Genomic DNA, 24,829 nt, shown 5'->3' on the forward strand with positions numbered 1-24,829 from the left:
GACAGATCAGGCATCCATCCCGGCCAGCACCAGCGGCAGCCGGTCCGCTCCCGTCTCGGTGAGACGGACGGGTACGCCCCAGTCCTGCTGGTGGACGTGACAGGCCGGGTATTCGTTGGCCGGGTCGTCGTCGCAGGAGGCGGCCATCGCTGAGACGTGCAGCACCCCCTCCGCCACGGTGGGGTCGAGTTCGAGGGCGCGGGAGAGGTCTGTTCCCGCGCCCTCGCCGCTGCGCAGCAGCTCCGGCGGGGTGGACGAGACGAGCAGGCGGGTCGAGGGCCCGTAGCGGGTGTCCAGCTTCTGGCCGACGGGGGCCTGGAAGATCACGTCGAGTTGGAGCCGCCCGGCGGTGACCTCGGTGGCCTCGCGCTGCGTACGGTGGGCCACCTCCGGCACCTTCACCGCCTCCTCGGGCAGCCGCAGCCGGGTCAGCCGGTGCCGGGCCGACTCCACGACCACGATGTCGTCGCCGGCGAGCACCGCGCCGCTGGGCTCGCGCAGGTCCGTGGCCAGGGTCGTCACCTCACCGGTCGCCGGGTCGTAGCGGCGCAGGGCGTGGTTGTACGTGTCGCTGACCGCGACCGAGCCGTCCGGCAGCGCGGTGACACCCAACGGGTGCTGGAGCAGGGCCTGTTCCGCCGCGCCGTCCCGGTGCCCGAAGTCGAACAGGCCGGTGCCGACGGCGGTGTGGACGGAGCCGTCGGGCTCCACCCAGCGCAGGGCCGACGTCTCGGAGTCGGCCAGCCAGAGCCGCTCCGGCGTCGCGGCCAGCCCGGACGGCTGTGCGAACCAGGCCTCGGCTCCCGGCCCGTCGACCAGCCCCTCGTTGGTCGTACCGGCCGTGACGGCGACCGTGCCGTCGGCCGGGTCGTACGCCCACAGCTGGTGGACGCCGGCCATGGCGATCCACACCCTGCCCTGCCACCAGGCGACGTCCCAGGGGGAGGAGAGGTCGACCTCGCGGGCCGGGCCCGAAGCGGGTGAGCCCTGCCACCACTGCCGGCCCGTGCCGGCGAGGGTGGTGACCTCGCCGGTGGTGAGGTCCAGCCGCCGCAGCGCGTGATTGACGGTGTCGGCGACGACCACGGAGCCGTCGTCGAGGAGTGCGAGCCCCTGCGGCTCGTTGAAGGCGGCGGTGCCTTCGCCGCCGTCGACGAACCCACGCGCACCCGACCCGATCCTGCGCACCACGCTCTCACCGTCCTCGGCGAGCTCCACCAGCTGATGCCGGGTGGTGTCGCTGACCAGGAAGCTCCCCGACGGCAGCGGCACGGCCTTCCCCGGGAACCGCAGCACCGTCGGCTCCGGCTCCGGCGCCACATACGGCCCGTCCCCGCGCCGCAGCGTCCCCTTCGCCGCGTGCTCGGTCTCCAGCTCCTCGACCAGCCGCTCGATGGCGTGCACATGCCCCTCACCGGCATGCTGGGCGACCACATACCCCTCGGGGTCGATCACGACGAGCGTCGGCCAGGCCCGCACGGCGTACTGCTTCCAGGTCGCGAGCTCCGGGTCGTCGAGCACCGGATGCTCCACCCCGTACCGCTCCACCGCGTCCACCACGGCCTGATGCTCGGCCTCGTGCACGAACTTCGGCGAGTGCACCCCGATGACGACGACCGTGTCCCGGTGCTTCTCCTCCAGCTCACGCAGCTCGTCCAGAACGTGCAGGCAGTTCACGCAACAAAATGTCCAGAAATCCAGGACGACGATGCGTCCCCGCAGGTCGGCGAGGGTGTACTGCTGCCCGCCCGTGTTCAGCCAGCCGCCCTTGCCGGTCAGCTCGGGGGCACGGACGCGGGCGCGTCGGGGTGCGGAGTGGTCCATGCCCCCAGGGTGCCACCCGTCACTGACAGTCAGCTCAGCGCATGCCCCGTCGTGGCGTCCACATGGTCCGGGACGGCGTCGTGACGGTCGCCGACCGTGAGGGTACCGGTGGGTTCGAACATGAGGATCGCGGTCGGGACGGGCGCGTACGGCTTGTGCTCGGTGCCGCGCGGGACCGTGAAGACGCTGCCTTTGGGGAGCACGACCGTGCGCTCGCCGGCCGTCCCGCGCAGGCCGATGTGCAGTTCGCCGTCGAGCACCAGGAAGAACTCGTCGGTGTGCTCGTGGACGTGCCATACGTGCTCACCCTCGACCTTCGCGACGCGGACGTCGTAGTCGTTGACGGCGGTGACGATGCGGGGGCTCCACTGCTCGGAGAAGGAGGCCAGGGCGTGCGCGAGGGAGACCGGTTCCTGAGTCATGAGGCGATCCTCCGGGGTGCCGTACGCCCCGCACGAGTGCTAGAAATCGCCCATGCCGCAAGGATCCTCGCACCGCCCGCACCGGGTCGCCGTGATCGTCGACGAGGGCACCAACCCGTTCGAGGTCGGGGTGGCCACCGAGCTGTTCGGGCTGCCGCGGCCCGAGCTGGGGCTGCCGGAGCCGCTGTACGAGGTGACCCTGTGCGCGCCCACGCCGGCGATCCGGATGAACCACGGCTTCTTCACGCTCACCGGCGTGCCGGGCCTGGAGGCCGTGGACCGGGCGGACACTCTGGTCGTGCCCGGCCGTCCGGACAATGTCGTACCGCGCGGCCCCGCCGTCCTCGACGCCATCCGGCGCGCACACGCGCGCGGCACCCGGGTCATGAGCTTCTGCACCGGGACCTTCGCACTCGCCGAGGCCGGGCTGCTGGCCGGGCGGCGCGCGACGACCCACTGGCGCTGGGCTGACTCCTTCCGCAGCCTGCACCCGACGGTGCTGCTGGAGCCGGACGTGCTGTTCGTGGACGAGGGCGACATCCTCACGGCCGCGGGCAGCGCGGCAGCCCTCGATCTCGGGCTGCACATCTGGCGTCGTGACCACGGCGCCGAGATCGCCAACCACGTCTCCCGGCGGCTGGTGTTCGCCGCACACCGGGACGGCGGGCAGCGGCAGTTCGTGGAGCGGCCCGTGCCGGACGTGCGGGACGAGTCCCTGGCCCCGCTGCTGGCGTGGGCCCAGGAGCGGCTGGGCGAGCCGCTGACGGTCGCGGATCTGGCCGCACGCGCGCGTGTCAGCCCCGCCACGCTCCACCGCCGCTTCCGCACCCAACTGGGGACGACACCGCTCGCCTGGCTGACCGGGGAGCGCGTCGCGCTGGCCTGCCGGCTGATCGAGCGGGGCGAGGAACGGCTGGACGTGGTGGCGGCCCGGAGCGGGCTCGGTACGGCCGCCAACCTGCGCACGCGCCTGCGGCGGGCGACCGGACTCAGCCCATCGGCCTACCGTCGGCGTTTCGGACTGGGCCGCGGGGAAGCCCTGGTCTCATGAGATTCCTCGTGTACGACCGGCTCCTCGGCTTCGGTGACGACTACTGGATCGAGGACGAGCACGGCACCAAGGTGTTCCTCGTCGACGGCAAGGCCCTGCGGGTGCGGGACACCTGGGAGCTGAAGGACATCCAGGGGCGTGTCCTCGTCGACATCCACCAGAAGATGCTCGCCCTGCGCGACACGATGGTGCTCCAGCGGGCCGAGGAGCCGCTGGCGACGATCCGCAGGAAACGGCTGTCCCTGCTGCGCAACCACTACCGGGTGTCCCTGGCCGACGGCAACGAACTGGACGTCAGCGGCAAGATCCTCGACCGGGAGTTCGCCGTCGAGTACGACGGGGAACTGCTCGCGGTGATCTCCCGGCGCTGGCTGACCCTGCGGGACACCTACGGCGTGGACGTCGTCCGCGAGGACGCCGATCCGGCGCTGCTGATCGCCGTTGCGGTGTGCGTCATCCACCTGGCGGAGAAGGAGCGGGAGGACTGAAAGCCCTCAGACTGAAAACCCTCACAGACGGCGTGGGGGCTCCAGTCCCAGCAGCCGGTCCTTCAGCGCCGGGAACTGCTCGCGCGTCGTCGCGACCTTCCCCGGGTCGAACTCCACCGTGAGGACCTCCTCGTCGGCGCCGGCCCGGGCCAGCACCTCGCCCCAGGGATCGACCACGATCGAGTGACCGGCCTGCGGAACTCCGGCGTGCGTCCCGGCCGTTCCACACGCGACGACGAACGACTGGTTCTCGACGGCCCGTGCCTGGGCCAGCAGCGTCCAGTGGGACCGGCGGCGCTCCGGCCAGCCCGCCGACACCACGAGCGTCTCGGCACCGGCGTCGACGAGACCGCGGAAGAGTTCGGGGAAACGGAGGTCGTAGCAGGTGGACAGGCCCAGGACGGTCTCGGGCAGACGCACCGTCACCAGCTCCGCACCCGCGCCCATCAGCACGGCCTCGCCCTTGTCGAAGCCGAAGCGGTGGATCTTGCGGTAGGCGGCGGCCAGATCGCCGGAGGGGGAGAAGACGAGGGAGGTGTTGTAGAGCGGTCCGTCCGGGTCACGCTCGGGGATCGAGCCGGCGTGCAGCCACACGCCCGCGTCGCTCGCGGCCTTCGCCATCGCCTCGTACGTCGGCCCTTCGAGCGGCTCGGCCTCGCGCCCGAACTCCTCGTAGGCGAACGCACCCGTGGTCCAGAGCTCAGGCAGGACGACGAGATCGGCACCGGCCTGGTCCCGGACGAGCGACCCCATCCGCCGTCGGCGCGATTCGACCGATTCGCCCTCGTCTACGGCGATCTGGATCACAGAGGCGCGCACACTACCACCGTCCTGGCATTCGACCCGTCCACATGGGCTTCCCCCCGGGCCTACGATCGTCACACGAAAGCACTGCCGGGGTGCCTCACAGCAGCGTAACTTAGCTGCCAAGACACCCGCCGACAGCCGCCACCTCCCACTGGCAACGCCGCCACCACCTGCCCGTGCACCGACCGCCGAGGGGTCCCGTTCCGTGAGTCTGCATCCCACCCTCCAGCCCTACGCCGACGCCTGGACCCACTCCATCGAAGCGATATCCGAGCTGCTCCAGCCGCTCGCGGAGGCCGAGTGGAACCGGCGGACGCCGTGCCCCGGGTGGTCGGTGCGGGACGTGGTCTCCCATGTCATCGGCCTGGACTGCGAGATGCTCGGCGACCCGCGCCCCATCCACACGCTCCCGCGTGACCTCTTCCACGTGACGAACGACCACCAGCGCTACATGGAGATGCAGGTCGACGTCCGCCGCCACCACACGGCCCCGGAGATGACCTCCGAGCTGGAGTACGTGATCATCCGCCGCAACCGCCAGCTGCGGAACGAGTCGCGTGACCCGGGCACCAAGGTGCGCGGCCCGCTCGGCTCGGAGCTGACCCTCGATGAGTCCATGCGCCGGCACGCCTTCGACGTGTGGATGCACGAGCAGGACCTGCGCACCGCCCTCGGCCGGCCCGGAAACCTCGACTCCCCCGGCGCGCATGTCGCCCGTGACGTGCTGCTCTCCGAACTCCCGCGCGTGGTCGCCGAGAACGCCCAGGCGCCGCGCAGCTCGGCCGTCGTCTTCGACGTGCACGGCCCCATCGAGTTCCTGCGCACGATCCGCGTCGACATCCAGGGCCGAGGCACCCTCGAAACAGCCCCGGCCCTCGGCCCCGCCGCGACCCTCACCCTCGACTGGGAGACCTACGTCCGCCTGGCCTGCGGCCGCGTCACGCCGGAGGCGGTGTCCGACCGCCTCAAGACAGAGGGCGACCCGGACCTGACGGCGGCGATCCTGCGCAACTTCACGGTGACGCAGTAGGCCCGCCCTAGCTGCGGGCAATCGTGCCTCCCCCAGTGCCTTAAGGGCCTGGGAGGTGCCCCCAGGGCGGCACGGGTGGGCGCAGCGGCACCCCGGTACGCCGGGCTGCGCACCCACCCGGCCCCAGCCCCAACTCCCCGGGCCGGAAAACCCCATGCCGCCGTCCCGCCACCCCCCGTAGCGTCCCGCCCATGACCACCACCCCACCCCGCCATACCCGACTCACCTTCCACGGCCCGCTGTCCGAAGCAAGGGCCGACCGACTCGTCACACGCCTGGCCGCCAACACCCCCGCCACCGTCCTGGACATCGGCTGCGGCTGGGCGGAACTCATGCTCCGCATCCTGACCGCCACCCCCGAAGCCACCGGCACCGGCATAGACATCGACACGGACGCCCTGGCCCGGGGCCGCCAGGCCGCCACGGCACGCGGTCTGGCCGACCGGGTCCGTCTCGTCGAGGGGTCCGCCACCGAGACCCCCCTCGCCCCCGCCGACCTCGTCCTGTGCCTGGGCGCGAGCCAGGCCCTCGGCGACCGGCTCCCCGAGGCCCTGAAGGAACTCAGGCTGCGGGTCGCCGACGGCGGCCGGGTCCTGCTCGGCGAGGGGTTCTGGCAGCGCACCCCGACCCCGGCCGAGCTGTCCGGGATGTGGCCGGACGCCGCCGTCACCGACCACCACGACCTCGCGACCCTGGTGGACCTGGCGATCGAGGCCGGGTTCAGGCCGGAGTGGACGGAGACCGCGAGCCTCGACGAGTGGGAGGAGTTCGAGTCGGCGTACCTGGCGGACGTCGAGGTGTGGCTCGCCGAGCACCCCGGGCACCCGCTCGCGGCCGAGACCAGGGAGCGCGCGGACCGGCACCGCGCCCGGTGGCTGACGTACCGCGGCGTCCTGGGGCTGGCCTACCTCACCCTCGTACCGACCGCCTGATCCCCGTCATGCCGGGACGTGCACCGTCTCGACCCGGCTCGCCACCAGGCGTTCCCGCTCGCGCCGGATGGCACGCTTGCGCAGGCGCAGGATCTGGGTGACGCCGAGGGCCTGGAGCACGAACACCGCCGAGAAGGCCACGGTGTAATCGTCGCCGGTGGCGTCCAGCAGGACACCGACGGCGAACAGTGTGGTCATGGAGGCCACGAAGCCGCCCATGTTGGTGATGCCGGAGGCCGTGCCCTGCCGCTCGGGCGGGTTGGCCGGGCGGGCGAAGTCGAAGCCGATCATCGACGCGGGCCCGCACGCCCCGAGGACCGTGCACAGCACGATCAGGAGCCACATCGGGGCGTGCTCGCCGGGGTAGGCCAGTGTCGCCGCCCACAGAGCCGCCGTCGTGCCGACCGTGCCGAGCGCGATGGGCAGCCGGGCCTCGTGGTGCCGGGCGACGATCTGGCCGTAGACCATGCCGACGCCCATGTTCGACAGCACGACGAGCGTGAGGAGTTCACCGGCGGTGGCGCGGGACAGCCCCTGTGCCTCGACCAGGAAGGGCAGGCCCCACAGCAGCAGGAAGACCATCGCCGGGAACTGGGTGGTGAAGTGCACCCACATCCCGAGCCGGGTCCCCGGCTCCCGCCAGGAGGCGGCGATCTGGCGCCGTACGTAGGCCGCGCCCTGGTGCGGGAGCGGTTCCGGCTCGTGGCCCTCCGGGTGGTCCTTCAGGAACAGCAGCACCAGCACCAACACCACGGCCCCGGCGGCCGCGCTGCCCGCGAACGCCGCGGTCCAGCCGATGCCGTGCAGCAGCCGGGCCAGGACGAGGGTGGAGACGAGGTTGCCCGCCATGCCGACCAGTCCCGCGAACTGGGCGACGAGCGGCCCGCGCCGGGCCGGGAACCACCGGGTGCCCAGCCGCAGCACGCTGATGAACGTCAGCGCGTCACCACAGCCGAGCAGCGCCCGGGAGGCGAGCGCCATGCCGTACGACGGGGAGAACGCGAAGCCCAGCTGCCCGGCCGTGAACAGCACCGCCCCGAGCGCCAGCACCTTCTTGGTGCCGAGCCGGTCGACGAGCAGGCCGACGGGTATCTGCATACCGGCGTAGACCAGCAGCTGGAGGATGGAGAAGGTGGACAGGGCCGAGGCGTTGACGTGGAAGCGGTCGGCGGCGTCGAGGCCGGCCACGCCCAGGGACGTGCGGAAGATGACCGCGACGAAGTAGACCGAGACGCCCGTGCCCCAGACGGCCAGTGCGCGGCGGCCGCCCGGAGGATCGCCCGGCAGCAGGGTGGCGCTCATCGGACCTCACCCCGGGCCAGGTGGGAGAACCAGCCGACGTGCCGGTGGACGAGCCCGACGGCCGCCTCGGCGTCCCCGGAGCGCAGCGCTTCGAGGATCTCCTCGTGCTCGGTGAGGGTCTTGGCGATCCGGTCGGGGTGGGAGTGCAGGACGGCGACGCCCATGCGCAGCTGACGGTCGCGCAGTTGGTCGTAGAGGCGGGAGAGGATCTCGTTGCCGCCGCTGCGGACGATCTCGGCGTGGAAACAGCGGTCGGTGACGGCGGCCGCGGCCAGGTCTCCGGCGGCGGCCTGCTCCTTCTGCCGGGCGAGGAGCGCTTCGAGGCGCTCGATGAGCCCGGGGGGCGCGGGCACGGCCTTGCGCGCCGCGTGTTCCTCGACGAGCAGCCGGGTCTCCACGACGTCGGCGATCTCCTGTGCGGAGACGGGCAGGACGAGGGCTCCCTTCTTCGGGTAGAGCCTGATCAGCCCCTCGACCTCCAGCCGGAGCAGCGCTTCGCGGACCGGTGTGCGGGAGACGCCGACGGCCTCGGCGAGTTCGCCCTCGGTGAGCAGGGTCCCGCCCTCGTAGCGCCGCTCCAGGACGCCCTGCTTGACGTGGGTGTACACACGGTCGGCGGCGGGAGGGTGCTTCACGGCCAGGGTCATGCGGACAGCATAGATACATCAGGTACGCATGGATGTATCCGTCCAGGATGCGGACTCACGCGGCCTCCAATGTCACACGTCTGTGGCAAAGGGCGGGTCCCCCTCGGCAACGGCACAACCAACTGTGCTAGTTACAAGTCAGACACGTGCGGCTCCCCTTCCCCTCGTCCTCAATTCGGCCGCACGCCTGGGGCATTCAACGCAATCGGGGTACTTCACTTGATAACCGGCATTAAGGGCACCCGTCTCCGTAGAGCCGCGGCCGTCGCCGTCACCACCGGCGCCATGCTCGCGACCGGAGCCCTCACCGTTGCGCCGGCGCAGGCCGCCACGGCGCCCACGATCGCCGCCAAGGGCGGCTACGTGATGAACAACGCGACCGGCAAGTCGCTCTACACCAAGGCTGCCGACACGCGTCGCTCGACCGGCTCGACCACCAAGATCATGACGGCCCTGGTGGTGCTGAAGCAGTCGAACCTCAATCTGGACAGCAAGGTCACGGTCCAGAAGGCGTACAGCGACTACATCGTCGACAACAACTGGGCGTCGAACGCCAAGTTGATCGTCGGCGACAAGGTCACCGTCCGCCAGTTGCTGTACGGGCTGATGCTGCCGTCCGGCTGCGACGCGGCGTACGCGCTCGCCGACAAGTTCGGCTCGGGCTCGACGCGGGCGGCGCGCGTGAAGTCGTTCATCGGCAAGATGAACACCACCGCCAAGAACCTGGGTCTGAAGAACACCCACTTCGACTCGTTCGACGGCATCGGCAAGGGCAGCAACTACTCCACGCCGCGCGACCTGACCAAGCTCGCCAGCAACGCCATGAAGAACTCCACGTTCCGCACGGTCGTCAAGACGAAGAAGTACACGGCGAAGACGACCACGAAGTCCGGCGGTACGCGGACGATGGCCGCGTGGGAGAACACCAACCCGCTGCTCGGGAGCTACACCGGCGCCATCGGTGTGAAGACCGGCTCCGGCCCGGAGGCCAAGTACTGCCTGGTCTTCGCCGCCACGCGGAACGGCAAGACGGTCATCGGCACGGTCCTGACCTCGACCAACCTGACCACACGCAAGACGGACGCGACGAAGCTGCTGAACTACGGCTTCGCCAAGTAGGACACGCGTCGGCGGCCCCCTGCCCGAGGGCAGGGGGCCGTCGTGTCCTGCTCACGCCCAGGTGATCAGGCGCTTCGGCTGTTCCAGGATCGCCGCCACGTCCGCCAGGACCTTCGAGCCCAGTTCGCCGTCGACCAGGCGGTGGTCGAAGGACAGGGCCAGGGTGGTGACCTGGCGGGGCTTCACCTTGCCCTTGTGGACCCACGGCTGGAGCTTGATCGCGCCGACCGCGAGGATCGCGGACTCACCGGGGTTGAGGATCGGCGTGCCCGTGTCGACGCCGAAGACACCGACGTTGGTGATCGTCACCGTGCCGCCCTGCATGGCCGCCGGGGACGTCTTGCCGTCCCTGGCCGTCGACACCAGCTCGCCCAGCGACTCGGCCAGCTGCGGCAGCGTCTTGGCGTGGGCGTCCTTGATGTTCGGGACGATCAGGCCGCGCGGGGTCGCGGCCGCGATGCCCAGGTTCACGTAGTGCTTGACCACGATCTCCTGGGCGGCCTCGTCCCAGGACGCGTTGACGTCCGGGTTGCGCCTGATCGCGACGAGCAGGGCCTTGGAGATCAGCAGGAGGGGGTTCACGCGCAGGCCCGCGAACTCCTTGTCCTCCTTCAGCTCCTCGACCAGCTTCATCGTGCGCGTCACGTCGACCGTCACGAACTCCGTGACATGCGGCGCCGTGAACGCCGAGCCGACCATCGCCGCCGCGGTCGCCTTGCGGACGCCCTTGACCGGGATACGGGTCTCGCGGGTCGTGTCGTACGACACCACCGCCGGAGCGGGTGCCGGGGCGGCGGGCGCGGGCACCGCGGGGACCGACGGCTCAGGTGCCTGCGGCCGGTCCACCGCCCCGTGCACGTCCTCGCGGGTGATGATGCCGTCCGGGCCGGTCGGGACGATCGTCGTCAGATCGACGCCCAGGTCCTTGGCCAGCTTGCGGACCGGGGGCTTGGCCAGCGGGCGTTCCTTGACGGCGGCGGCCGCCGAGGGCGCCGCACCGTGGCCGTTCAGCTCCGTCTGGATCGCCGTCGAGGCCTGCTGGACCGGGACCTCCGGGCCCTTGCGGGGGCGACGGCGGGTGGACGAGGCCGCCACCCCGTAGCCGACCAGGACCGGCTGGCGGCCCGAACCCTCCGCCTTCGGTTCTTCAGTGGCCTGGGGGGCTTCCGCCTGCGGCTCGGCCGGCGCGGCCCCTCCGCTCACGTCGACCGCGATGATCGATGTGCCCACGTCGACCGTGGTGCCCTCGGGGAAGTGCAGATCCCTGACCACACCGTCGTACGGGATGGGCAGCTCGACGGCCGCCTTCGCCGTCTCGACCTCGCACACCACCTGGCCGTCGGTGACCGTGTCGCCGGGCTGGACGAACCACTTGAGGATCTCGGCCTCGGTGAGCCCCTCACCCACGTCCGGCATCTTGAACTCGCGTACGGACGCTTCCGTCATCGTCGTCACGACCCTCTCCTCAGTACGCCAGCGAGCGGTCGACGGCATCCAGCACCCGGTCCAGGTTCGGCAGGTACTCCTCCTCCAGGCGGGCCGGCGGGTACGGCGCGTGGTAGCCGCCGACCCGGAGCACCGGGGCCTCCAGGTGGTAGAAGCAGCGCTCCGTGATCCGCGCCGCGATCTCCGCGCCCGAACCGAAGAACACCGGGGCCTCGTGCACGACGACCAGGCGCCGTGTCTTCTCCACCGACGTCTGGATCGAGTCGAAGTCGAGCGGCGAGACCGAGCGCAGGTCCAGAACCTCGAGGTTCCTGCCCTCCTCGGCGGCCGCGGCCGCGACCTCCTGGCAGAGCTTCACCATCGGGCCGTAGGCGGCCAGGGTGAGGTCTGTGCCCTCGCGGACCACCTGGGCCTTGTGCAGCGGGCCCGGGATCGCCTCCGTGTTGACCTCGGCCTTGTCCCAGTAGCGGCGCTTGGGCTCGAAGAAGATCACCGGGTCGTCGCTCTGGATGGCCTGCTGCATCATCCAGTACGCGTCCGAGGAGTTGGACGGGCTGACGATCTTCAGGCCCGAGACATGCGCGAAGAGCGCCTCGGGGGACTCCGAGTGGTGCTCCACCGCGCCGATACCGCCGCCATAGGGGATGCGCACGACGACCGGGAGCTTGACCTTGCCCAGGGAGCGGGCGTGCATCTTCGCGAGCTGCGTGACGATCTGGTCGTACGCCGGGAAGACGAAGCCGTCGAACTGGATCTCCACCACCGGGCGGTAGCCGCGCAGGGCCAGACCGATCGCCGTGCCGACGATGCCCGACTCGGCGAGCGGGGTATCGATGACGCGGCTCTCGCCGAAGTCCTTCTGCAGTCCGTCCGTCACCCGGAAGACGCCGCCCAGCTTGCCGACGTCCTCGCCCATGATCAGGACCTTGGGGTCGGCCTCCAGGGCGTGGCGCAGCGACTCGTTGATCGCCTTGGCGAGTGCCATCTTGTCGGCCATGTCAGTTGCCCCCCTCATCCGCGAACGACGCCTGGTACGCGGCGAACTGGGCACGCTCCTCGTCGACGAGCGCGTGTCCGTCCGCGTAGACGTTCTCGAAGATCGCGAAGTGGTCCGGGTCCGGCATGGCACGGACCGCCTCGCGCACTCGTTTGCCCAACGCCTCGGACTCGGTCTCCAGTTCCTCGAAGAATCCCTCGTCCGCGTGGTTTGAGGCTTCCAGGAACCGGCGAAGGCGCAGGATCGGGTCCTTGGCCTCCCAGGCCTGACGCTCCTCGTCGCCCCGGTAGCGGGTCGGGTCGTCGGAGGTGGTGTGGGCACCCATCCGGTAGGTGAACGCCTCGACGAGGGTCGGGCCCTCGCCGGCACGAGCCCGCTCCAGGGCCCAGCGGGTGACCGCGAGGCAGGCCAGCACGTCGTTGCCGTCCACCCGTACGCCCGGGAAGCCGAAGCCCTGCGCGCGCTGGTAGATCGGGACGCGGGACTGCTTCTCGGTCGGCTCGGAGATGGCCCACTGGTTGTTCTGGCAGAAGAACACGACCGGGGCGTTGTAGACCGCGGAGAAGGTGAACGACTCGGCCACGTCGCCCTGGCTGGAGGCGCCGTCGCCGAAGTAGGCGATCACCGCGCTGTCGGCGCCGTCCTTGGCCACGCCCATCGCGTAGCCGGTGGCGTGCAGCGTCTGGGAGCCGATGACGATCGTGTAGAGCTGGAAGTTGTTGCTGTTCGGGTCCCAGCCGCCGTTGTTCACACCCCGGAACATGCCGAGCAGGTTGGTCGGGTCCACCCCGCGGCACCAGGCGACGCCGTGCTCGCGATAGGTGGGGAAGACGTAGTCGTCCTCGCGGGTGGCCCGGCCGGAGCCGATCTGGGCGGCCTCCTGGCCGAGCAGCGAGGCCCACAGGCCCAGCTCGCCCTGGCGCTGCAGGGAGGTGGCCTCCGCGTCGAAGCGGCGGGTGAGCACCATGTCGCGGTACAGGCCGCGGAGCTCTTCCGGGGTGACACCGGCGACGTACTTGTCGTACTCGGCGTTCTTGACGCGCTTGCCCTCGGGCGTCAGCAGCTGCACGAGCTGGGGCTCGGCGGCCTTCTTGGCGCCGGCCGCCTTCTTCGCAGGCGTGCGGGTGGTGCCCTTGGTGCCGGTGGTGCCGGCCTTGCTTCCGGCGCTGCGTCGCGATGTGCGCGCGGCAGTGCTCTCCACGGTCACGTGTGCTCCTCCGTCGGTCCGGCCCCCGGGGTTGCCGGTAGGCCAGTGCGGCTCACCTGTTCTCGACCACCGGGCACGGGGTGGGTGCCACTCGGCCGGAACAGGCGTGACAGGTGCCCCGGCGAGCGCCCTGCAACAAGCACGTTACCCAGTGCTCCACATTTCTGTGAAACCCCACCTGACCTGCGATTTTGCTTGGATTTCCAAGTAAATCGGGAAGCCGGGGAAGGGGCCCTGGTCACAGCCTTGCAGGAGGCCGGAGCTACCGCACGTTAACCCGGTGACCCAGGTCACGGGAAGAGTCAACTTGTCGGCGCGCCGAAAACGCCACGCGCGCGTGGATCCCGTTTGGGGGTCCCACGCGCGCGTGAATCGTGCGTTTTTCGTTGTGCGGGTCAGCCTTCCGCGCCGCCGACGACGCCGCTCGTGGTGCCCGCGTCCGTGCCGCCCGTGTCGTCCGGCGGCGTCTCCGGGTCCGAGGGCTCCTCGTCCGTCGGCTCGCCGGTCGGCTCGCCGGTCGGCTCCGCGGTGGTCGGCTGGTCCGTCGGCGTCTCGGGAGTACTCGGGGACGGCGTGTAGGACGGGCTGTACGACGGGGTCCATCCGCCGCCGCCGGAGCTCGTGCCGGTGCCGTCGTCCGTCGACGTGTCGGTGGGCTCGTCGTCGGTGACCTCGTCGCTCGGCGTCTCGCTGGGCGTCTTCTCCTCGGTCGTCTGCGAGACGGACGGCGACTTCTTGTCGGTGGGGTCCTTCTTGTCGCCGCCGGTGTTCTGCAGCGCCAGGGCGACACCCGCCGCCACGGCGATCACCGCGAGCACGGCGAGGATCCACAGCTTGCCGCGGCCGCTGCCCTTGTTGCCGCGGCCCTCGAAGCCGCCGTCGTCCCCGCCGCCGTAGCCGGCGGGAAGTATCGGCGAGGGGATCTGAGCGGTGCCGGAGACATCACCGGGGTGGCCCATCACGGCCGTGTGGGCGAAGCCGCCGGACGGGGTGTGCCGGCCCTCGTGCATGTCGACCGGGCCGGTGTTCCAGGTGCCGGTGTGGCCGCCCTGGTCGTAGAGCATCTGGAGCGCGTACTGGACCAGCCCGCGCATCTCCTCGGCCGTCTGGAAGCGGTCGTCGGGCTCCTTGGCGAGGGAGCGCATGACCAGGCCGTCCAGCTCCGGCGGGCAGACGTCGGAGGCCTCGGACGGCGGCGTCGGGATGTCCTGGACGTGCTGGTAGACCACCGACAGCGGGGTCTCGCCGGTGAACGGCGGGCGCAGCGAGAGGAGTTCGTAGAGCAGGCAGCCCGTGGCGTACAGGTCGGAGCGGTGGTCGACGGCCTTGCCGAGCGCCTGCTCCGGGGACAGGTACTGCGGGGTGCCCATGACCATGCCGGTCTGCGTCATCGTGGACTGGGCGCCGTGCAGGGCGCGGGCGATGCCGAAGTCCATCACCTTCACGGCGCCGTTGTGCGTGATGATGACGTTGGCGGGCTTGATGTCGCGGTGCACGATGCCGTGCTGGTGCGAGTAGGCGAGCGCCTCCAGGACGCCCGAGACGATGATCAGGGCCTGTTCGGGGCCCGGCGCCTCGGCGTTCAGGAGCAGGTCGCGGATGGTGCGGCCCTCGACCAGCTCCATGACGATGTAGGGGAGCGGCTGGCCGCCGACGATGTCCTCGCCGGAGTCGTACACGGCGACGATCGCGTGGTGGTTGAGGCCCGCCACCGACTGGGCCTCGCGTGTGAAGCGCGCCTTGGACACCGGGTCCTCGGCGAGGTCGGACCGGAGCAGCTTGACAGCGACGGTGCGTCCGAGACGGACATCCTCGGCCGCGAACACCTCGGCCATGCCACCCCGGCCGAGTCTGCGGGTCAACCGGTACCGGCCGTCCCCGACCAACCCGCCGTTGCCCCAGGCCTCCGGCGCCTCCGACATGCCGCCGCCACTCGCCTCGGGGTCGGACGGGCCCTGAGCGCGCTGCTGCTGTGCCATCAGTCCTCGCCGTCGTTTCTGCCCGCGGTGCGCGCGGTGTTGTTACGGTCTCCGTCGGCCACGCTACAGCCTCCGCGCAAGCCGCCGGTCCGAGACGGGTGCCAGGACCGGCACGGGACGGACGCGCCATGAAACCTTTACTCAGCACTCTCGTGCAAATTCTGTGTACCGGCCGCACATCCCCGGTAACGCTTCCGCGACGCTTCTTTCGCGTACGGTCACGGAACGGGCACCGAGCTTGACGTGTCCGTGCCCTGGGGCAGACTTGGCCGGGAATGGCGGTTTGGATCAACGACGGATCAGACGGATCAGCGGCAGTCGGCAGCTCCCTGGGGGAGCCACGGGGGACACGGAAACATGAGCCAGGACGGCGCACAGGGGCAGTACACGGGGCGGGCGCTCGCCAGTGGCCGCTATCAACTGCGTGACCTCCTCGGCCAAGGCGGCATGGCCTCGGTGCACCTGGCGTACGACAGCGTGCTCGACCGACAGGTCGCGATCAAGACACTTCACACCGAGCTCGGCAGAGAACAGGCCTTCCGCGAACGGTTCCGCCGCGAAGCCCAGTCCGTGGCCAAGCTCACGCACACCAATATCGTCTCGGTCTTCGACACCGGCGAGGACAGCCTCGACGGCATGACGACGCCGTACATCGTCATGGAGTACGTCGAGGGCCGCCCGCTCGGCTCGGTCCTCGACGAGGACGTACGGCAGCAGGGCGCGATGCCCGCCGACAAGGCGCTGAAGATCACGGCGGATGTGCTGGCCGCGCTGGAGATCAGCCACGAGATGGGCCTGGTCCACCGCGACATCAAGCCGGGCAACGTGATGATGACCAAGCGCGGTGTGGTCAAGGTCATGGACTTCGGCATCGCCCGCGCCATGCAGTCCGGTGTGACGTCGATGACGCAGACCGGCATGGTCGTCGGCACCCCGCAGTACCTCTCGCCGGAACAGGCCCTCGGCCGCGGTGTGGACGCCCGCTCCGACCTGTACTCGGTCGGCATCATGCTCTTCCAACTCGTCACCGGGCGGCTGCCGTTCGAGGCGGACTCGCCGCTGGCCATCGCGTATGCACACGTCCAGGAGGAGCCGCCGGTTCCGTCCACGATCAACCGTGCGCTGCCGCCGGCCGTGGACGCGCTGATCGCCCGGGCGCTGAAGAAGAATCCGAACGAGCGTTTCCCCAGCTCCGAGAGCATGCGCGACGAGTGCCTGCGGGTGGCGGCGTCCTTCCAGGCCGCCCCGCCGAGCATCGTCCCGGGCACGCAGGCGCCGAGCGGCGCGGGCGTCGGCTCGGCCGTGTTCCCGCCGGTCGACCAGGCGCCCCCGGCCGCCGCGGGCCAGGTCCAGACGCCGTACCAGCCGACGCCGCCCCCGAACCCGTACGGCACCCCCGCCCCGTCCGCGCCGTCCCCGGCCTACGGCTATCCGCAGCAGGGCGGCTACCAGACGCCGCACCCGGCCGCGTACTCCCCGCAGCCGGGCCCGTCGACCCCGCCGCCGTACAACCTCACGCCCCAGACCGCGCCCGCGTCGCAGGGTGGCGGCAAGAGCAACAAGCCGGTGATCATCGGCTCGGTCGTCGTGGCCGTGGTCGCGGTCGGCGGACTGGTCGCGGCCCTGCTGATGAACGGCGGCGGCGAGGACGACAAGGGCGGCGGGGGCAGCAGCGCGAGCGCCTCGGCCCCGGCGGCCAAGAAGCCCGGTTACCGGGGGCCGGACCCGTCGAAGACGATCGACCCCGAGGAGTGCACGGAGCCGGAGGAGTCGTACAACGACCCCGACAAGATCCAGATCCCGGACTTCAAGTTCATGAACATCACGTCGGTCAAGTCCTGTGCCCAGGCGGCCGGCTGGCAGGTCAGCACCAAGAACGTGGACGAGAACACCTACGGCCAGGGCACGGTCATGAACCAGTTCCCGTCCAAGGGCACCGATGTCGACCCGGACGACATGCCGGTCATCGAGCTCAACGTCTCGACGGGCAACCCGCCGTCCTGACGCTTCGGACGTGAGGAAGGGCCCGGCGGCTTCGGCCGCGGGGCCCTTTTTCCGGGTCGGGGAAGGTCTGTGCCGCAGGCCTACAGGTACGGTCCGCCGGTACGGGGGCCCGGGTGCTGGTCGTCGAGGCCCTCGTGGCCGACGCCCGGCGGGAGGGCGCGGCGCATCTGCTCCAGCTGGGCGCGGGCGGCCATCTGCTGGGCGAACAGCGTCGTCTGGATCCCGTGGAAGAGCCCCTCGAGCCAGCCGACCAGCTGCGCCTGCGCGATGCGCAGTTCCGCGTCGCTGGGGGTCGTCTCGTCCGTGAAGGGCAGGGAAAGCCGCTCCAGCTCCTCCACCAGCTCGGGCGCCAGACCGTCCTCCAGCTCCTTCACCGAGCTGGCGTGGATCTCCTTGAGCCGGACCCGGCTGGCCTCGTCCAGGGGCGCCACGCGCACTTCTTCGAGCAGCTGCTTGATCATGCTGCCGATCCGCATGACCTTGGCGGGCTGCTCCACCTGTTCCGTGACCGGGGTCTCGCGGGAGTCCTCGTCTCCGCTGCCGCCACCGAGCGCCATGCCGTCCTGGCCCACGACCAGGATCTGCGGGCTCTCCGGCGACCGTTCGTTTCTCGGCATCTCCATGTCGCCATTCTCTCGCACGCCTGCACCTCACCTCCGTGGTGCCCCCACGGGAAGCTGATCCACCCTGTTTCGACAGACGTATCGGTCAGGGCCCGGGTTGCTCCCCGGAGGCTGGTTCCACCGCACGGGTGACACCGGTCGGCCGAACCCGGAATGCCGGATGCCCAGGGGAATGTGAGGCTGATTGCCTTGAAATGACCGAACTTGCCGGGATTGCCCTACCGGGCACGGCGGGAGGGGGTCACCAACGTGACTCCATGGCTACGCGCACTGCGGGCGACCGTACTGGTGGTCGCCTTGGGGGCGGGCGCGGTCGTCTCACCCTGCGGAGCCGTTCAGGCCTACGGTTCCGTCCTCGCGTACGACGCGGAGGCCGGGGCCGTCGCGGCCCCCTCCGCCCGGTCCGCGCCGTCCGCGCCCGGCGAGCCCTCGCGGGCCGGGACCCGGGCCGGTGAGGGGCGGGACCGGCCAGGGCGGCCGGAGGGGGCCGAGGAGAAGCGGGAGGCCCGTGAGGCCACCGCCGTGCCCGAGGCGTCCCGGGAGGAGGCCGTCCCCGTACCCTCCGCACCGACGGAGCCGCCCGTCCGCGAGGCCGCGGCACAGGCCGACCGGTCCGTCGGGCCCGTGCTGCGGATCCTGCCGCTGGGCAGCGGGCTGGTACTGATCGGCCTCGGCCTGGGCCTGGCGTTCGTCGGCCTCCGGCTGAGACGTGCGTAGGGGATCGGCCTCCGGCTGAGACGTGCGTAGGGGACGGGACGAGGCGCCAGGACCGTTACCGCACCCAGTCCCAGGCCCGATTCAGGTGGCCTTTGGGGCGATCAGCAGTACCTTGCCGATGTGGCCGCTGTCCTCCACGACCTGGTGGGCGGTGGCGGCGTCGCTCATGGGGAGTTCGCGGTCGATGACCGGGCGCAGGCGGCCGCCGGAGAACAGGGGCCAGACGTGTTCGCGCACGGCCGCGACGATGGCCGCCTTCTCCTCCAGCGGCCGGGCCCGCAGGGACGTCGCGCTGATCGCACCGCGCTTGGCGAGCAGCGCGCCGATGTTCAGCTCGCCCTTGACGCCGCCCTGCATGCCGATGATCGCGAGCCGGCCGTTGACGGCGAGGGCCTTGACGTTGCGCTCCAGGTACTTGGCGCCCATGTTGTCGAGGATGACGTCCGCACCGGCGCCGTCCGTGGCCTTCCTGACCTCCTCGACGAAGTCCTGCTCGCGGTAGTTGACCAGGATGTCGGCGCCCAGTTCGGCGCACCGGTCCAGCTTCTCCTTGGTGCCCGCCGTGACGGCGACCCTGGCACCGACGGCCTTGGCGAGCTGGATCGCCATGGTGCCGATGCCGCTGGAGCCGCCGTGCACCAGGAGCGTCTCGCCCGGGCGCAGGTGGGCGATCATGAAGACGTTCGACCAGACGGTGCAGGTCACCTCGGGCAGTGCCGCGGCCTGCCGCAGCCCGACGCCCTCGGGCACGGGCAGCAGCTGTCCGGCCGGGACCGCCACCTTCTCGGCGTAACCGCCGCCGGAGAGCAGCGCGCACACCTCGTCGCCCACGCTCCAGCCGGAGACGCCGGTGCCGATCGCGGCGATCCGCCCGGAGCACTCCAGGCCGGGGTAGGGGGGCGTGCCGGGCGGCGGGTCGTAGAAGCCCTGCCGCTGCAGGATGTCGGCCCGGTTGACGGCACCGGCCGTCACCTCGACCAGGACCTCGCCCTCGCCGGGCACGGGATCCGGGACCTCGTCCCAGACCAGCGCCTCGGGCCCACCGGGTTCGGGAATCGTGATCGCATACATGACTGGGACGGTACTCCTCGGTCGCCGGACGGAGTCCGCTCCGTCCCCCTCCTCCTTCCCGGGGCGGCTCCCCCTACGTCATTGGTCCGGTTCTGGCGAAAACCCATATGCGGGACCGATGAGTTTGCGCGACCGTAAAGGTCTCCCCATGCGTAGCCCACGTACTCGGAAGGACCCGAAGCATGAGCACGCAGACGTCCGGCCTGGCAATCGAGACCGCGGGCCTGGTGAAGACGTTCGGCGAGACCAGGGCCGTCGACGGAGTCGACCTGTCCGTGCCCGCGGGCACGGTCTACGGCGTCCTCGGCCCGAACGGCGCCGGCAAGACCACCACCGTGAAGATGCTCGCCACCCTCCTGCGGCCGGACGGCGGCGAAGCGCATGTCTTCGGTCACGACATCGTCCGCGAGGCGGACGAGGTGCGCGCCCGGGTGAGCCTCACCGGCCAGTACGCGTCGGTCGACGAGGACCTCACCGGCACCGAGAACCTGGTCCTGCTGGGCCGGCTGCTCGGCCACCACAAGAAGGCCGCCCGGGACCGCGCCGCCCAGCTCCTGGAGGCCTTCGGGCTCACGGAGGCCGCCGCGAAGCAGGTCAAGCACTACTCGGGCGGCATGCGGCGCCGGATCGACATCGCCGCGTCCATCCTCAGCACCCCCGACCTGCTGTTCCTCGACGAGCCCACCACCGGCCTCGATCCGCGCAGCCGCAACCAGGTGTGGGACATCGTGCGGGCGGTGGTCGCCCAGGGCACCACCGTGCTGCTGACCACGCAGTATCTGGACGAGGCCGACCAGCTGGCGTCCCGGATCGCCGTCATCGACCGCGGCCGGGTGATCGCCGAGGGCACCAAGGGCGAGCTGAAGTCGTCCGTCGGCGCCGGATCGGTCCATCTACGGCTGAGAGATCCGGATCGGCGGGTCTTCGCGGCCGAGCTGCTGCGCCGGACCCTCGACGCGCAGGTGCAGCTGGAACACGACCCGGTGGCCCTGACCGCCCGCCTCGGTGCGGCGGCGAGCGACGACTCCGCGGCCCAGCAGGCGTCCCGCGCGCTGAGCGAGCTGGCCACCGCCGGGATCACCGTCGACAACTTCTCACTGGGCCAGCCCAGCCTGGACGAGGTGTTCCTCGCCCTCACCGGGCACGACACGCACGCCCCGGCCCGCCCGGCCGGCTCCGGTGCCTCCCACGACCCGAAGGACGAGGTGGCGGCATGAGCACCACGACGACCACCGAGGCCAAGGAACTCGCCCCGGTCAGCACCGAGTCCCTCGCGGCCCTGCTCATCGCCAAGGAGCGGCCGTCGCGGCCCAGCGCCTGGTCGGCCTCGATGACCTTCGGCTGGCGGGCGATCCTCAAGATCAAGCACGTGCCGGAGCAGCTCTTCGACGTCACGGCGTTCCCGATCATGATGGTGCTGATGTACACATACCTGTTCGGCGGGGCGATGGCCGGCTCGCCGAAGGAGTACATCCAGTTCCTGCTGCCGGGCATCCTCGTGATGTCGGTCGTGATGATCACGATGTACACGGGCGTCTCGGTCAACACGGACATCGAGAAGGGCGTCTTCGACCGGTTCCGCACGCTGCCGATCTGGCGGCCGTCGACCATGGTCGGCTATCTGCTCGGCGACGCCCTGCGGTACACGATCGCGTCGGTCGTGATGCTCACCGTCGGCATGATCCTGGGCTACCGGCCGGACGGCGGGATCGCCGGTGTGCTCGCCGGGATCGCCCTGCTGGTGCTCTTCTCGTTCGCCTTCTCGTGGATCTGGACGATGTTCGGGCTGATGCTGCGCACCGAGAAGTCGGTGATGGGCGTCAGCATGATGGTGATCTTCCCGCTCACCTTCCTGTCCAACGTGTTCGTCGACCCGTCGACCATGCCGGGCTGGCTCCAGGCGTTCGTGAACAACAGCCCCATCACCCATCTGGCGTCGGCGGTGCGCGGCCTGATGGGCGGCGACTGGCCGGCCGACGAGGTCGCCTGGTCGCTGGGCTGGGCCGGTCTGTTCGTCCTCGTCTTCGGGCCGATCACGATGCGGCTGTACAACCGGAAGTGACGCTCGCTCAGTTGCGGGGCATCGGCGGCATCGGTCGGATGTCGGGGGCGACCTGTGTGGCCGGTGTCTTCCGCACGATCGTGATGAGCCGGTCGGTCAGCTCCAGCGTCCCGATGGCCGGATCGTCGTAGCCGAGCACCCGGTGGCCGCGTATGACACTGACCACCAGATCGGCGATCTCGCGCGGCTTCTTGCCCACCTCGGCTTTGACGACCGGCCGTTCGACGAGGTCGAGCCCGCTGCCCTGCTGGATGAGGTCCTCCATCACCATGCCGGCGGAGGGGCTGAGCACGGACAGGCCCAGCAGACGGCCGGCGGCGCTGGCGCTGGTGATGACCGCGTCGGCGCCGGACTGCTTGAGCAGCGGCGCGTTCTCCTCCTCCCGCACCGTGGCCACGATCTTCGCCCCGCGGTTGAGCTGCCGGGCCGTCAGCGCCACCAGGACCGCCGTGTCGTCGCGCTGGGTCGCGATGATGATCTGGCGGGCCTTGTGCACCTCGGCCCGCTTCAGCACCTCGCTGCGGGTCGCGTCCCCGACGATGCCCGCGTACCCCTCCGCGGTCGCGGCGTCGACGACCTTGGAACTGGGGTCGACCACGACGACCTGTTCCTTCTTCAGGCCCGTCGCGCAGACGGTCCGGATCGCCGACCTGCCCTTCGTGCCGAAGCCGATGACGACGGTGTGATCGCGCAACGTGGACCTCCAGCGGGTCAGTCGCCACTCCTGCCGGGTGCGTTCGGTGAGGGCTTCGAGAGTGGTACCGACCAGGATGATCAGGAACAGCACGCGCAGGGGCGTGATGACGAGGATGTTCGTGAGCCGGGCCGCATCGCTTGCGGGGGTGATGTCGCCGTAGCCCGTGGTGGAGAGGGTGACGGTCGCGTAGTAGAAGGAGTCGAGCAGGTCTATGCCGCCGCCCGCGTTGTCGTTGTAGCCGTCCCGGTCGGCGTAGACGATCAGCGCGGTCACGACGAGGACCACCAGCGCCATGGAGAGCCGCTTGAGGACCTGGCGGATCGGGTGCTCCACCACTTTCTTCGGGAGTTTCACCCGATGGGTCACCAGATGCTCGTCCGCCTGGCGGGCAATCGCGTCCTGGCCCGGAAGTTTCACGTGAAACACACCCCGATTCCTGCGGACGCCCAGGGCAGGTCGAGCAGTTCCGCCTCCTGCCCGGGACGGGCGCCGCCCGGGGGCACGACGGCCAGCGCGTCGGCCGCCGCGATGCCGCGCAGCATGGCCGGGCCGTTGTAGTGCAGCGGCACGGCCTGGTCGCCGCGCAGGACGACGGGCACCAGCCGGGTGTCGTGCGGGTGCCCGTGCACGGCGTCCCTGAGCGGCAGCGTGTACGGCTCCGGGGCCGGGCGGGCCGCGAGGGTCCGCAGCAGCGGCTCGGCGAGCGTCAGCAGCCCGGAGACGGCGGCGAGCGGGTTGCCCGGCAGCCCGACGAGATGCTGGGTCTCCGTGATGCGGGCCAGCAGCATGGGGTGGCCCGGGCGCACCTTGACGCCGTCCACGAGGAGTTCGGCCCCGATACGGCGCAGGGTCGGGTGGACGTGGTCGACGGGGCCCGCTGCGGTGCCGCCGGTGGTGACGATGATGTCGGCGTCCGACCCCGTCACCGCCTTGCGCAGGGCGTAGGCGTCGTCACGGACGCGTCGTACGACGGTCACCTCGGCGCCGAGCGCGCGCAGCCAGGGCGGCAGCATCGGGCCGAGCGCGTCGCGGATCAGTCCGTCGTGCGGCAGCCCTTCGGTGAGCAACTCGTCGCCGAGGACGAGGATTTCGGCGCGGGCCCGGGGGACGGCGGTGACCGTGTCGTATCCGGCCGCCGCGGCGAGCCCGAGGACGGCCGGGGTGACGAGGGTGCCGACGGGCAGGAGCTGGTCGCCGACGCGGCATTCCTGGCCCCGGGGCCGGATGTCCTGGCCGGGGGCGACGCCCCTGGTCGCGTGCAGACGGCCCTTGTCGTCGGTGTGGCCGTGCTCGCTGCGCAGGACGGCCGTGGTGTCCACGGGGATACGGGCGCCGGTGGCGATCCGCACGGCCTCGCCGTCGGTCAGGGGCGCCTGCGCGGTGTGCCCGGCCAGGACGCCCTCGTCCCGTACGCCCCAGGGGGCGGGCCCGCAGACCGCCCAGCCGTCCATCGCGGAGGTGTCGAAGGAGGGGAGGTCGGTGAGGGCGTCGAGGGGGGTGGCCAGGGTGAGCCCGAGGGCGGCGTCGAGCGGCACGGAGACGGGGTCGCGGCGGGCGGCCCGGGTCGCGCTCCGGGCGGCGCGTTCGGCGATGTCCCGGGCCTGAGGCCAGGGGGTGGCGCGGTGCCGGGTCTCCGGCTTCCGGGGTGTGCCGGTGCTGTCCTTCTCACCTCGTGCGGCCGGGTCGGGCGGGTGGGTGCCGCTGCTGTTGTTCACGAGGGCGAGCACCTCCTCGACGTCGAGGTCTTCGGCATCCTCGCCGGTGCGGGTGGAGCGCGGGGTCATCCGGCGTCCGGGCGGGTGTCGGGCGTCGCGTCGGGGGCGACGTCGGGCCGGTCCACCGGGGCCCCAGGGGTGCTCTCCTCCGCCCAGCGGGCGGCGAGGGCCACGGCCTTGCGGGCGGCCTCGGCGACCGCCTCGGGTCCCCCGCCGGCCCGTGCGGCCGCATAGCCGACGAGGAAGGTGGTCAGCGGCGCGGCGGGCCTGGCCACGCCGTGGGCGGCGTCGCGGGCGAGGTCGAGCAGCTCTTTCACATCGACGTCGAGGTCGATCCCCAGCTCGTCCTTGACCGCGGAAATCCATTCATCCAACACGTGCCCATGCTCCCTGATGCGTGCCCTGGCGGAGGCGATGTCGTCCCAGGTGTCGCAGTCGAAAGACGCGACGGGATCGGAGATGCGGGTGAGGTCCAGCTCGGCGGTGAGGCGCCGCAGGGGAAGACCGTGCGGACCGCCGTGCCGGTCGGCGAGGAGAGCGAGCGTCTCGCGCAGCCGCCGCGTGCGGTATGCGGCGACGAGCGGCTGGTCGCGGCCGTCGGGGTCGGTCAGCAGCACGCCGTCGGCCGCGCTCTCCCGCAGCGTGCTCAGCAGCCGGCCGACGGTCCGCTCCTGGAGGAACGGCAGGTC

Annotated in this window: 23 protein-coding genes; 9 read left to right on the forward strand and 14 right to left on the reverse strand. The window is 71.1% G+C overall.

Going from position 1 to position 24,829, the window contains the following annotated elements; translation table 11 throughout:
• Positions 1–6: 6 nt before the first annotated feature.
• Together ACWIF2_RS11445 and ACWIF2_RS11450 are read right to left on the reverse strand one after the other, a co-directional pair.
• The gene (locus tag ACWIF2_RS11445) at positions 7–1,824 is read right to left on the reverse strand and encodes an NHL domain-containing thioredoxin family protein (protein ID WP_454359916.1); all 1,818 of its coding nucleotides are present in this window, start codon (positions 1,822–1,824) and stop codon (positions 7–9) included.
• A gap of 29 nt (positions 1,825–1,853) precedes the next feature.
• Complete coding sequence (locus ACWIF2_RS11450) at positions 1,854–2,246, reverse strand: cupin domain-containing protein (protein WP_454359917.1); 393 nt, start codon at positions 2,244–2,246, stop codon at positions 1,854–1,856.
• Between the two features lie 52 nt (positions 2,247–2,298).
• Here ACWIF2_RS11450 and ACWIF2_RS11455 point away from each other — a divergent pair, with 52 nt between their 5' ends.
• The gene (locus ACWIF2_RS11455) at positions 2,299–3,297 is read left to right on the forward strand and encodes a helix-turn-helix domain-containing protein (protein WP_454359919.1); all 999 of its coding nucleotides are present in this window, start codon (positions 2,299–2,301) and stop codon (positions 3,295–3,297) included.
• On the forward strand, positions 3,294–3,785 hold the full coding sequence (locus ACWIF2_RS11460; protein ID WP_454359921.1) for an LURP-one-related/scramblase family protein: 492 nt from the start codon (positions 3,294–3,296) through the stop codon (positions 3,783–3,785). Before ACWIF2_RS11455 ends, ACWIF2_RS11460 begins: the two co-directional genes overlap by 4 nt.
• A gap of 21 nt (positions 3,786–3,806) precedes the next feature.
• Here the strand turns inward: ACWIF2_RS11460 and ACWIF2_RS11465 are convergent, their stop codons facing one another.
• Complete coding sequence (locus tag ACWIF2_RS11465; protein WP_454359923.1) at positions 3,807–4,604, reverse strand: carbon-nitrogen family hydrolase; 798 nt, start codon at positions 4,602–4,604, stop codon at positions 3,807–3,809.
• Between the two features lie 193 nt (positions 4,605–4,797).
• Between ACWIF2_RS11465 and ACWIF2_RS11470 the strand changes: the two genes are divergently transcribed.
• Entirely contained in the window at positions 4,798–5,622 is an 825-nt protein-coding gene (locus tag ACWIF2_RS11470) for a maleylpyruvate isomerase family mycothiol-dependent enzyme (protein WP_454359925.1), read from the forward strand.
• A 191-nt stretch (positions 5,623–5,813) separates the two neighbouring features.
• Positions 5,814–6,554 (forward strand): SAM-dependent methyltransferase, encoded by a 741-nt coding sequence (locus tag ACWIF2_RS11475; protein ID WP_454359927.1) that lies wholly within the window; start codon positions 5,814–5,816, stop codon positions 6,552–6,554.
• A gap of 6 nt (positions 6,555–6,560) precedes the next feature.
• On the opposite strand, the gene ACWIF2_RS11480 is transcribed toward ACWIF2_RS11475, so the two are convergent.
• Entirely contained in the window at positions 6,561–7,856 is a 1,296-nt protein-coding gene (locus ACWIF2_RS11480; RefSeq protein ID WP_454359929.1) for an MFS transporter, read from the reverse strand.
• Positions 7,853–8,503, reverse strand: a complete 651-nt coding sequence (locus ACWIF2_RS11485) for a GntR family transcriptional regulator (protein WP_399022017.1) — start codon at positions 8,501–8,503, stop codon at positions 7,853–7,855. The genes ACWIF2_RS11480 and ACWIF2_RS11485 overlap by 4 nt, the downstream gene beginning before the upstream one ends.
• A gap of 219 nt (positions 8,504–8,722) precedes the next feature.
• Between ACWIF2_RS11485 and ACWIF2_RS11490 the strand changes: the two genes are divergently transcribed.
• The gene (locus ACWIF2_RS11490) at positions 8,723–9,622 is read left to right on the forward strand and encodes a D-alanyl-D-alanine carboxypeptidase family protein (protein WP_454359931.1); all 900 of its coding nucleotides are present in this window, start codon (positions 8,723–8,725) and stop codon (positions 9,620–9,622) included.
• A 51-nt stretch (positions 9,623–9,673) separates the two neighbouring features.
• On the opposite strand, the gene ACWIF2_RS11495 is transcribed toward ACWIF2_RS11490, so the two are convergent.
• The 4 genes from ACWIF2_RS11495 to ACWIF2_RS11510 form a co-directional block, all read right to left on the reverse strand.
• The gene (locus ACWIF2_RS11495; protein ID WP_454359933.1) at positions 9,674–11,077 is read right to left on the reverse strand and encodes a dihydrolipoamide acetyltransferase family protein; all 1,404 of its coding nucleotides are present in this window, start codon (positions 11,075–11,077) and stop codon (positions 9,674–9,676) included.
• A gap of 10 nt (positions 11,078–11,087) precedes the next feature.
• On the reverse strand, positions 11,088–12,065 hold the full coding sequence (locus ACWIF2_RS11500; RefSeq protein ID WP_391113759.1) for an alpha-ketoacid dehydrogenase subunit beta: 978 nt from the start codon (positions 12,063–12,065) through the stop codon (positions 11,088–11,090).
• Between the two features lies 1 nt (position 12,066).
• Positions 12,067–13,272, reverse strand: coding sequence for a pyruvate dehydrogenase (acetyl-transferring) E1 component subunit alpha (gene pdhA / locus ACWIF2_RS11505; protein WP_382492003.1), 1,206 nt, complete (start codon positions 13,270–13,272; stop codon positions 12,067–12,069).
• A 395-nt stretch (positions 13,273–13,667) separates the two neighbouring features.
• Positions 13,668–15,251: a protein kinase domain-containing protein gene (locus ACWIF2_RS11510; RefSeq protein ID WP_454359934.1), complete on the reverse strand. Its 1,584-nt coding sequence runs from the start codon at positions 15,249–15,251 to the stop codon at positions 13,668–13,670.
• 357 nt (positions 15,252–15,608) lie between these two features.
• Here ACWIF2_RS11510 and ACWIF2_RS11515 point away from each other — a divergent pair, with 357 nt between their 5' ends.
• Complete coding sequence (locus ACWIF2_RS11515) at positions 15,609–17,255, forward strand: protein kinase domain-containing protein (RefSeq protein WP_454359936.1); 1,647 nt, start codon at positions 15,609–15,611, stop codon at positions 17,253–17,255.
• Positions 17,256–17,335: 80 nt separating this feature from the next.
• Here ACWIF2_RS11515 and ACWIF2_RS11520 read toward each other — a convergent pair whose 3' ends face one another.
• Positions 17,336–17,878, reverse strand: a complete 543-nt coding sequence (locus ACWIF2_RS11520) for a bacterial proteasome activator family protein (protein WP_454359937.1) — start codon at positions 17,876–17,878, stop codon at positions 17,336–17,338.
• 249 nt (positions 17,879–18,127) lie between these two features.
• Here ACWIF2_RS11520 and ACWIF2_RS11525 point away from each other — a divergent pair, with 249 nt between their 5' ends.
• Positions 18,128–18,595, forward strand: coding sequence for a hypothetical protein (locus ACWIF2_RS11525; RefSeq protein ID WP_454359939.1), 468 nt, complete (start codon positions 18,128–18,130; stop codon positions 18,593–18,595).
• A gap of 81 nt (positions 18,596–18,676) precedes the next feature.
• Here the strand turns inward: ACWIF2_RS11525 and ACWIF2_RS11530 are convergent, their stop codons facing one another.
• The gene (locus ACWIF2_RS11530) at positions 18,677–19,666 is read right to left on the reverse strand and encodes an NAD(P)H-quinone oxidoreductase (RefSeq protein WP_454359941.1); all 990 of its coding nucleotides are present in this window, start codon (positions 19,664–19,666) and stop codon (positions 18,677–18,679) included.
• 182 nt (positions 19,667–19,848) lie between these two features.
• Between ACWIF2_RS11530 and ACWIF2_RS11535 the strand changes: the two genes are divergently transcribed.
• On the forward strand, positions 19,849–20,883 hold the full coding sequence (locus tag ACWIF2_RS11535) for an ATP-binding cassette domain-containing protein (RefSeq protein WP_454359943.1): 1,035 nt from the start codon (positions 19,849–19,851) through the stop codon (positions 20,881–20,883).
• Positions 20,880–21,728, forward strand: a complete 849-nt coding sequence (locus ACWIF2_RS11540) for an ABC transporter permease (RefSeq protein ID WP_454359945.1) — start codon at positions 20,880–20,882, stop codon at positions 21,726–21,728. The genes ACWIF2_RS11535 and ACWIF2_RS11540 overlap by 4 nt, the downstream gene beginning before the upstream one ends.
• Positions 21,729–21,735: 7 nt before the next feature.
• On the opposite strand, the gene ACWIF2_RS11545 is transcribed toward ACWIF2_RS11540, so the two are convergent.
• The 3 genes from ACWIF2_RS11545 to ACWIF2_RS11555 all read right to left on the reverse strand — a co-directional run.
• Positions 21,736–22,842, reverse strand: coding sequence for a potassium channel family protein (locus ACWIF2_RS11545; RefSeq protein WP_454359946.1), 1,107 nt, complete (start codon positions 22,840–22,842; stop codon positions 21,736–21,738).
• Entirely contained in the window at positions 22,839–24,209 is a 1,371-nt protein-coding gene (locus tag ACWIF2_RS11550) for a molybdopterin molybdotransferase MoeA (RefSeq protein ID WP_454359947.1), read from the reverse strand. Before ACWIF2_RS11550 ends, ACWIF2_RS11545 begins: the two co-directional genes overlap by 4 nt.
• Positions 24,206–24,829: DUF6457 domain-containing protein (locus ACWIF2_RS11555; RefSeq protein WP_454359948.1), on the reverse strand; the 624-nt coding region annotated here is incomplete at its 5' end. The genes ACWIF2_RS11550 and ACWIF2_RS11555, both read right to left, overlap by 4 nt.

The organism is Streptomyces sp. NPDC055506 (assembly GCF_053643595.1).